Here is a 6,705-nt window from a genome sequence, read left to right on the forward strand (position 1 = left end):
GATACGACAGCTCGCGGCGCGTTGAGGACGGCGAGGGTGCTACAGTGAAGCGCAAACAAGAGAAAGGCATCACATGGCATTCGTTTCACTCGCCGTCATTGCACTCGTGGCCTTTGCGAGCCCTTTTATCGCCTCGGCGATTCCTGGAAAACCTGTTCCCGAGACGGTCTTTTTGCTCGTGTTCGGCGCGGTGCTGGGACCTCATATGCTCGGCGTCATCCATGTAGATGCCGAGGTCTCGCTCGTGTCGGAGCTCGGCCTGGCATTTTTGTTCCTGCTTGCCGGCTTTGAGATCGATCCCAAGAACATCACCGGCGTCGAGGGACGCTACGGTATGGCCACGTGGGTTGTGACATTTTGTATCGCCTGGCTTGCCGTACGCTTTACCCCGTGGTTCTCGGTCAGTCATTTCGACGGTATCGCCGTGACGCTTGCCCTTACTTCGACGGCGCTCGGCACGCTCGTGCCCATCATGCGTGAGCGCTCGCTCACTGGCACGCGTGTGGGCGACTCGATTCTCGCGTATGGCACCTGGGGCGAACTTGGACCCGTGCTTGCTATGTCGGTGTTGCTGTCTGCCCGCACTGGCATCCAAACGCTCGTAATCCTTGGCTTGTTTGCAGTGGTTTGCGTGTTGCTGGCCGTGGTTCCAAGCCGCTCCAAGCGCGTCGGCAGCCGCTTCTTTGCGTTTGTCGAGGAACGTGCCGATACCACGTCGCAGACCTTCGTGCGCCTGACGGTGCTCATCCTGGTCACGCTCGTGGCGTTCTCGGCCGTCTTTGATCTCGACATCGTGTTGGGTTCTTTTGCCGCCGGCTTTGTCCTGCGCTATATCATCCCCGAGGGCAACCATACGCTCGAGACCAAGCTCGACGGCCTGGCCTACGGCTTTTTGATTCCGGTGTTCTTTACCGTATCGGGCGCAAAGATCGACCTGACGGCCGTGGCGTCGCGCCCGGGCTTGCTCGCGGGCTTTATCGTGGCGTTGTTGATTATTCGTGCCGTGCCCATTCTTATCTCTATGAGCATTTGTCCTGCGACGCGCGATGTCTCGGCGTATGGCCGCATCACCGTGGCGCTCTACTGCACCACGGCGCTGCCGATCATCGTTGCCGTGACGAGCGTTGCCGTCAACGCGGGTGCGCTGTCGCAAGACATCGCGTCGGTTATGGTTGCTGCCGGCGCCATCACGGTGTTCTTGATGCCATTGCTCGCGCAGCTCTTCTACCGCGTGGTCGACGCCGCACCGGTCGCCGCCGTGGCAGAGGTTGCCGAGCATCCATCCGATGCGCTCGACATCTTGCGCGCTCACCACGATTTGGCGAGCCTGCTCGCACGCGAGCACGAGCTGCTGACTTCGCATGGCCATGGTCGCGTATTCGAGGGCCTGCCTACGCTCGATACGATTGCCGAGCGTCTTTCTGCCGAGGCGGCGAGCGGCCACATCGATGCCCGCATCGTGGACGCGGCGCACCTGCTTGCCGATAAGACCTATGGAGACGAGGTCGACCCGTCCGAGCTGACCCAGCGCGAGCGTCGCCGCCTGGAGCGCGCCAAGCTCGCCGTACGCGAATACCGCCGCCGCATGCTGGAGCTCTATGCGAGCGATGAAGCCCAGGACGACGACGGCAAATAACGAGATGCTTCCCTAGGGGAAGGCGCGTCCCACTTTAAAGACCCGAAACGGGATGCAGTTTCCGAAACGGGGGCCGTTGGGAAACTGTGTCCCGGAATGGGCGCTCAGAGCGGGATGCAGTTTCCGCGAGAGGCTCGTTAGGGAAAGCGCATCCCATTCTGAGCCGGAATTATGAGACGCAGTTTCCTTTTCGAATAGAAGAAGGCGCGCTGCCTGCGGTTGATGCAGGCAGCGCGCCTTTTGCGTTGAGCTCTGTTGAGGTTCGAAGCCGAAACTTTCGACCTTTAGGAGCGGGCTGCTCCGTCGACGGGGAGGATGGCGCCCGTGACATAGGAGGACATGTCGCTCGCCAGGAAAACAAAGGCGTTGGCGACATCCTCGGGCTCGCCCATGCGACCGAGCGGAATAGTGGCGATGATGGGCTTGATGACCTCTTCGGGCAGGTTGGCGACCATATCGGTCTTGGTTACGCCTGGGGCAACGGCGTTGACGCGGATGCCCATGGGGGCGAGTTCGCGCGAGAGCGACTGGACCATGCCGTTGACGGCAAACTTGGACGTGGGGTAACCGACGCCGGAGGGCTGGCCGTACTTGGCGACCATCGAGCTTGTGGTAGTGATGGTGCCGCCGTGGCCGGCCTCGGTCATGATCTTGGCGGCAGCTTGGTGACCGTTAAAGACGGCGACGACGTTGAGGTCCATGACCTTTGCGAACTCCTCGGCCGTATAGTTAAGGAGCGGCGAGCGCTGGGAGATGCCGGCATTGTTGACGACCGTGTCCAAGCCGCCCATGTCGGCGGCAGCCTGGGTAAAGGCCTCGGTCACGGCTTCGAGCGAGGTGATGTCGCAGGAGCGGCCCCAGACCTTGGCGTCGGGATAGGCGGCTGCCAGCTTCTCAACGGCCGCGTCGGCAGTCTCCTGGCGCGAGCCAAAGACAGTGACGGCAGCGCCTTCCTCGATAAAACGGCAGGCGATGGCATAGCCGATACCGCGCGTGCCTCCGGTGATGATTGCTTTCTTGCCCTCGAGCAACATGGTGCTTCCTCTCATCGCGGGCGGACATTCGCAGCACAGCGTAGCGGTAGCCGGAATCGGTCGCGTTTGCATATCGGTGAACGGTAGCCCGCGTTACCGATGAGCGGCTCGCGCAAATATGCTCTGCCGTTGTGCTTAGGGCGGGTGACAAAAGGGCTCCCGTCCCACATCGGACGGGAGCCCTCAAGGCGCGTATTGCTAGGCGAGCGTTGGGTTAGTTGGCCATAACGCCTTCGGTCCAGGCCTCGACGTCCTCGATACGCAGGACGTTGGCGACTTCGGCCACGCAGTCGACGCTGGCAAGCTCGGCGGCGGCAGCCTGGACGTCCTTCTCGAGCGCGCGGTGCGTCAGGAAGATGACCGAGCAGGCATCGCTGACGCCCGACTTGCCGTCCTCGACCTGGTTGATGAGCGAGATCGAGATGTTGTGCTTGGCAAAGATGTCGACCGTCTCGGACAGGGCGCCCACGCGGTCGGCGACCTTCAGGCGCACATAGTACTTGGTCTGGAGCTCGTCCATGGGCTTAAAGGTGAGGTTGTGGCCATAGGGCTCAATCTCGGGCAGCGGAGCCACGCCACGGCTGATCTGCTCGGAGAGCGACAAGATATCGCCCACGACGGCGCTCGCGGTGGGGAAGGAGCCTGCGCCCGCGCCGTAGAACATGGTCTCGCCCACGGCGTCGCCTACCACGTAGACGGCGTTCATGGCGCCGTTGACCTTGGCAAGCATATGGTCTGCCGGGATGAGCGTGGGATGCACGCGAACGTCGACGCCGGCGTCGGTGTTGCGGGCGATGCCCAGCAGCTTGATGGTGTAGCCGAGCTCGCGGGCCTGGGCGATGTCCTCGGCGCCGATGGTACGGATACCCTGCTGGTACACATCGTCGGTGGTAACGCGGGTGCCAAAGCCGATGGAGGCGAGGATGGCCGTCTTGCTGGCGGCGTCGAAGCCGTCGACGTCTGCGGACGGGTCGGCCTCGGCATAGCCCTTGGCCTGGGCGTCGGCGAGCACGTCAGCGTAATCGGCGCCCTCGGCGTCCATGCGCGACAGGATATAGTTGGTGGTGCCGTTGAGGATGCCGGCGATGGTCAGGATCTTGTTGCCCACCAGGTCGTGCTCGAGCGTGCTGACGATGGGGATGCCGCCACCGCAGCTGGCCTCGCACTTAATCTGCACGCCGCACTCACGCGCCTTCTCGGCGAGCGTCTCGACATGACGGCCCAGCAGGGCCTTGTTGGCAGAGACGACGTGCTTGCCGTTCTCGAAGGCGGTGGTGAAGATCTCGGTCGCGGGGTGCTCGCCTCCGATGAGCTCGACGACGATATCGACGGCTGGGTCGGTGACGACATCATGCCAGTCACTCGTAAAGGCCTCGCGCTCAATACCGGCTGCTTCGGCCTGCTCCCAGGCAAGCGCGCAGGCGCGGGTCAGCTTAAGGTCGATGCCGTAGGCGGCCAGGTACTCATCGTGGTGGCTCTTAATCAGGCGGGCCACGCCGCCGCCGACGGTTCCCAGACCGATGAGGCCGACGTTCACGGTGCGCAGGGGTTCGCTCATAGATAGCTCCTTCGTGCATCTTATGGATGGATTAACCGCTTAAAGGTTGAGTGCATTCTAGCGTGAACCGAGGGCGCGTGCTCGCCAGGCAACAGGAGTCGCACAAAACGGCACCCCCGAAACGCTGCGGAAACATTGGAAACATGCTCGCTACAAACGGAACTCCGTAACAAACTGTCAACGTTTGCGCCATAAGGTTTGCCCTGTACCGCAAGACGGCCGCACCGCGGCCAGCGAAAAAGGGGGACACCATGTTTAGCATCAACAGCACACTCAGCCGTAGGAACTTCCTTGCCGGCGCCGCCGCGCTCGGCAGCACCGTCGCGCTTGCCGGCTGCTCCTCGGGTGGCTCGGATGGCGGCTCCGCTGATGACGGCAAGTCTTTCAAGATCGGTGTCATCGGCCCTCTGACCGGCGCCGCGGCAACCTATGGCGTCTCGGCCGAGAAGGGCGCTAAGCTCGCTGCCAAGGATTTCTCGACCAAGGACCTCAAGCTCTCGCTTAAGTCCGAGGACGACGTCGCCGACGGCGAGAAGGCCATCAACGCCTTCAATACCCTGTGCGACTGGGGCATGCAGGCGCTCGTCGGCCCCGTCACCACCGGTGCCGCCGTTGCCGTCTCGGGCGAGATTGCCGACGACATGCTCATGGTCACGCCTTCTGCATCGTCGCTCGACGTCACCAAGGACAAGACCACGGTCTTCCAGGTCTGCTTCACCGACCCCACCATGGGCACGAGCGCTGCGAAGTTCTTGGCCGAGAAGTACGCAGACGCCAAGATCGCCCTGTTCTACAACTCCGGCGATACGTACAGCTCGGGCGTCGCCGATGCCTTCGCCGAGCAGGCCAAGGAGTCCAAGCTCGATATCGTCGATACCGAGACCTTTAAGGACGACTCCTCCACGAGCTTTACCAACCAGCTGACCAAGGCCAAGGAGGCCAGCGCCACGCTCATCTTCGCGCCGATCTACTACACGCCGGCGTCCGTCCTGCTCAAGAACGCCAAGGACATGGGCTATGACATGACGCTCATGGGCACCGACGGCATGGACGGTCTGCTCTCTGTGGAGGGCTTCGACACCTCGCTTGCCGAGGGCGTGCTGCTCATGACGCCGTTCTCCGCTGACGACGAGAAGAACGCCGACTTCGTCAAGGCATATAAGGACGCCTACGACGAGACGCCCAACCAGTTTGCCGCCGATGCCTATGACTGCGTCCATGCGATTGTCGAGGCTATCGATAAGGCAGACATCGACATCACGGCCGACGGCGCCGACATTGCCGGCGATCTTGCCAAGGCCATGCGCAAGATCAAGATCGAGGGCCTGACGGGCGAGCTCACGTGGAACGACGAGGGCCAAGTCGAGAAGCCCGCTACAGCCTATGTGATCCAGGACGGCAAGTACATCGCCGCCTAAGTGCGCATAAAGCGCTACCGGTGAGGCTGTTTTAATCAGGGCAGGGACGCTTGTAACAGAATGGAAACATTACTTTCACACAATAAAGTGGCTAAACTGCATAAACCAATAGAAATACGCATAATTATGGATAAACGGACAAAACAAAAGAAAAGTTGAAATAATCGCCACTTTTCTCAACTAAAGCGTCTACTATTTTGCGAACGCCGAACACGGCGAAGGATGGCCTGTTGGGTAACCGAAACCCGACGAGATTTGAGAGGAGAGCCGCATGTCGAGCCTCACCGGTAAGTCATTGAACCCTGTTATGAATCGCAGGAGCGTTATCGCGAGCGCAGCAGGTCTGGGGGCGATGTCTATTCTAGCTGGCTGCTCCTCCAACGGCGGCGACAGCGGTTCCGCTTCGGGCGACGCTTCGTTTAAGATCGGCACCATCGGCCCGCTGACCGGCGCCAACGCGTCCTACGGCAAGTCCGTTACCCAGGGTGTCGAGCTTGGCTGCAAGGATTTCTCGACCAAGGAGCTGCCGCTTGCCAGCAAGGCCGAGGATGACCAGGCCGACGGCGAGAAGGCCGTCAACGCCTTTAACACCCTGCTCGACTGGGGCATGCAGGCCCTCGTCGGCCCGACCACCACGGGTGCGTCGGTTGCCGTTGCCGCCGAGTGCGGTAACGACCCCGAGACGTTCATGATCACTCCGTCCGCGTCCTCCGAGGACGTCACCAAGGGCAAGGATTGCGTCTTCCAGGTTTGCTTTACCGATCCCAACCAGGGCGTCAACGCTGCCAAGTTCCTGGCGCAGAAGTATGCGGACGAGAAGTTCGTGCTGTTCTATAACTCCGGCGACGCCTATTCTTCGGGCATCGCAGATTCCTTTAAGGTTCAGGCCGCTAAATCCAAGCTCGAGATTGTTGACGAGGAGACCTTTAAGGACGACTCCGCCACGAGCTTTACCAACCAGCTCACCAAGGCCAAGCAGGCCGGCGCTACCATGATCTTTGCGCCGATCTACTACACGCCGGCGTCCGTCCTGCTCAAGAACGCCAAGGACATGGGCTA

General features: G+C 61.4%; 5 protein-coding genes. 3 read left to right on the plus strand and 2 right to left on the minus strand.

The window, feature by feature from the left end; all coding sequences use genetic code 11:
• Positions 1–73: 73 nt before the first annotated feature.
• Positions 74–1,636, plus strand: a complete 1,563-nt coding sequence (locus KSY82_RS02495) for a cation:proton antiporter domain-containing protein (protein WP_217750098.1) — start codon at positions 74–76, stop codon at positions 1,634–1,636.
• Between the two features lie 284 nt (positions 1,637–1,920).
• Here the strand turns inward: KSY82_RS02495 and KSY82_RS02500 are convergent, their stop codons facing one another.
• Complete coding sequence (locus tag KSY82_RS02500) at positions 1,921–2,670, minus strand: SDR family NAD(P)-dependent oxidoreductase (protein ID WP_217750097.1); 750 nt, start codon at positions 2,668–2,670, stop codon at positions 1,921–1,923.
• A 214-nt stretch (positions 2,671–2,884) separates the two neighbouring features.
• Positions 2,885–4,228, minus strand: a complete 1,344-nt coding sequence (locus KSY82_RS02505; protein ID WP_195644399.1) for a homoserine dehydrogenase — start codon at positions 4,226–4,228, stop codon at positions 2,885–2,887.
• A 251-nt stretch (positions 4,229–4,479) separates the two neighbouring features.
• On the opposite strand from KSY82_RS02505, the gene KSY82_RS02510 reads away from it, so the two are divergent.
• Both KSY82_RS02510 and KSY82_RS02515 read left to right on the plus strand, forming a co-directional pair.
• The gene (locus KSY82_RS02510) at positions 4,480–5,646 is read left to right on the plus strand and encodes an ABC transporter substrate-binding protein (protein WP_217750096.1); all 1,167 of its coding nucleotides are present in this window, start codon (positions 4,480–4,482) and stop codon (positions 5,644–5,646) included.
• Positions 5,647–5,917: 271 nt separating this feature from the next.
• On the plus strand, positions 5,918–6,705 hold a 788-nt coding region (locus tag KSY82_RS02515), incomplete at its 3' end, for an ABC transporter substrate-binding protein (protein ID WP_217750095.1).

It is taken from the genome of Collinsella aerofaciens (assembly GCF_019131995.1).
Lineage (GTDB): Bacteria > Actinomycetota > Coriobacteriia > Coriobacteriales > Coriobacteriaceae > Collinsella > Collinsella aerofaciens_S.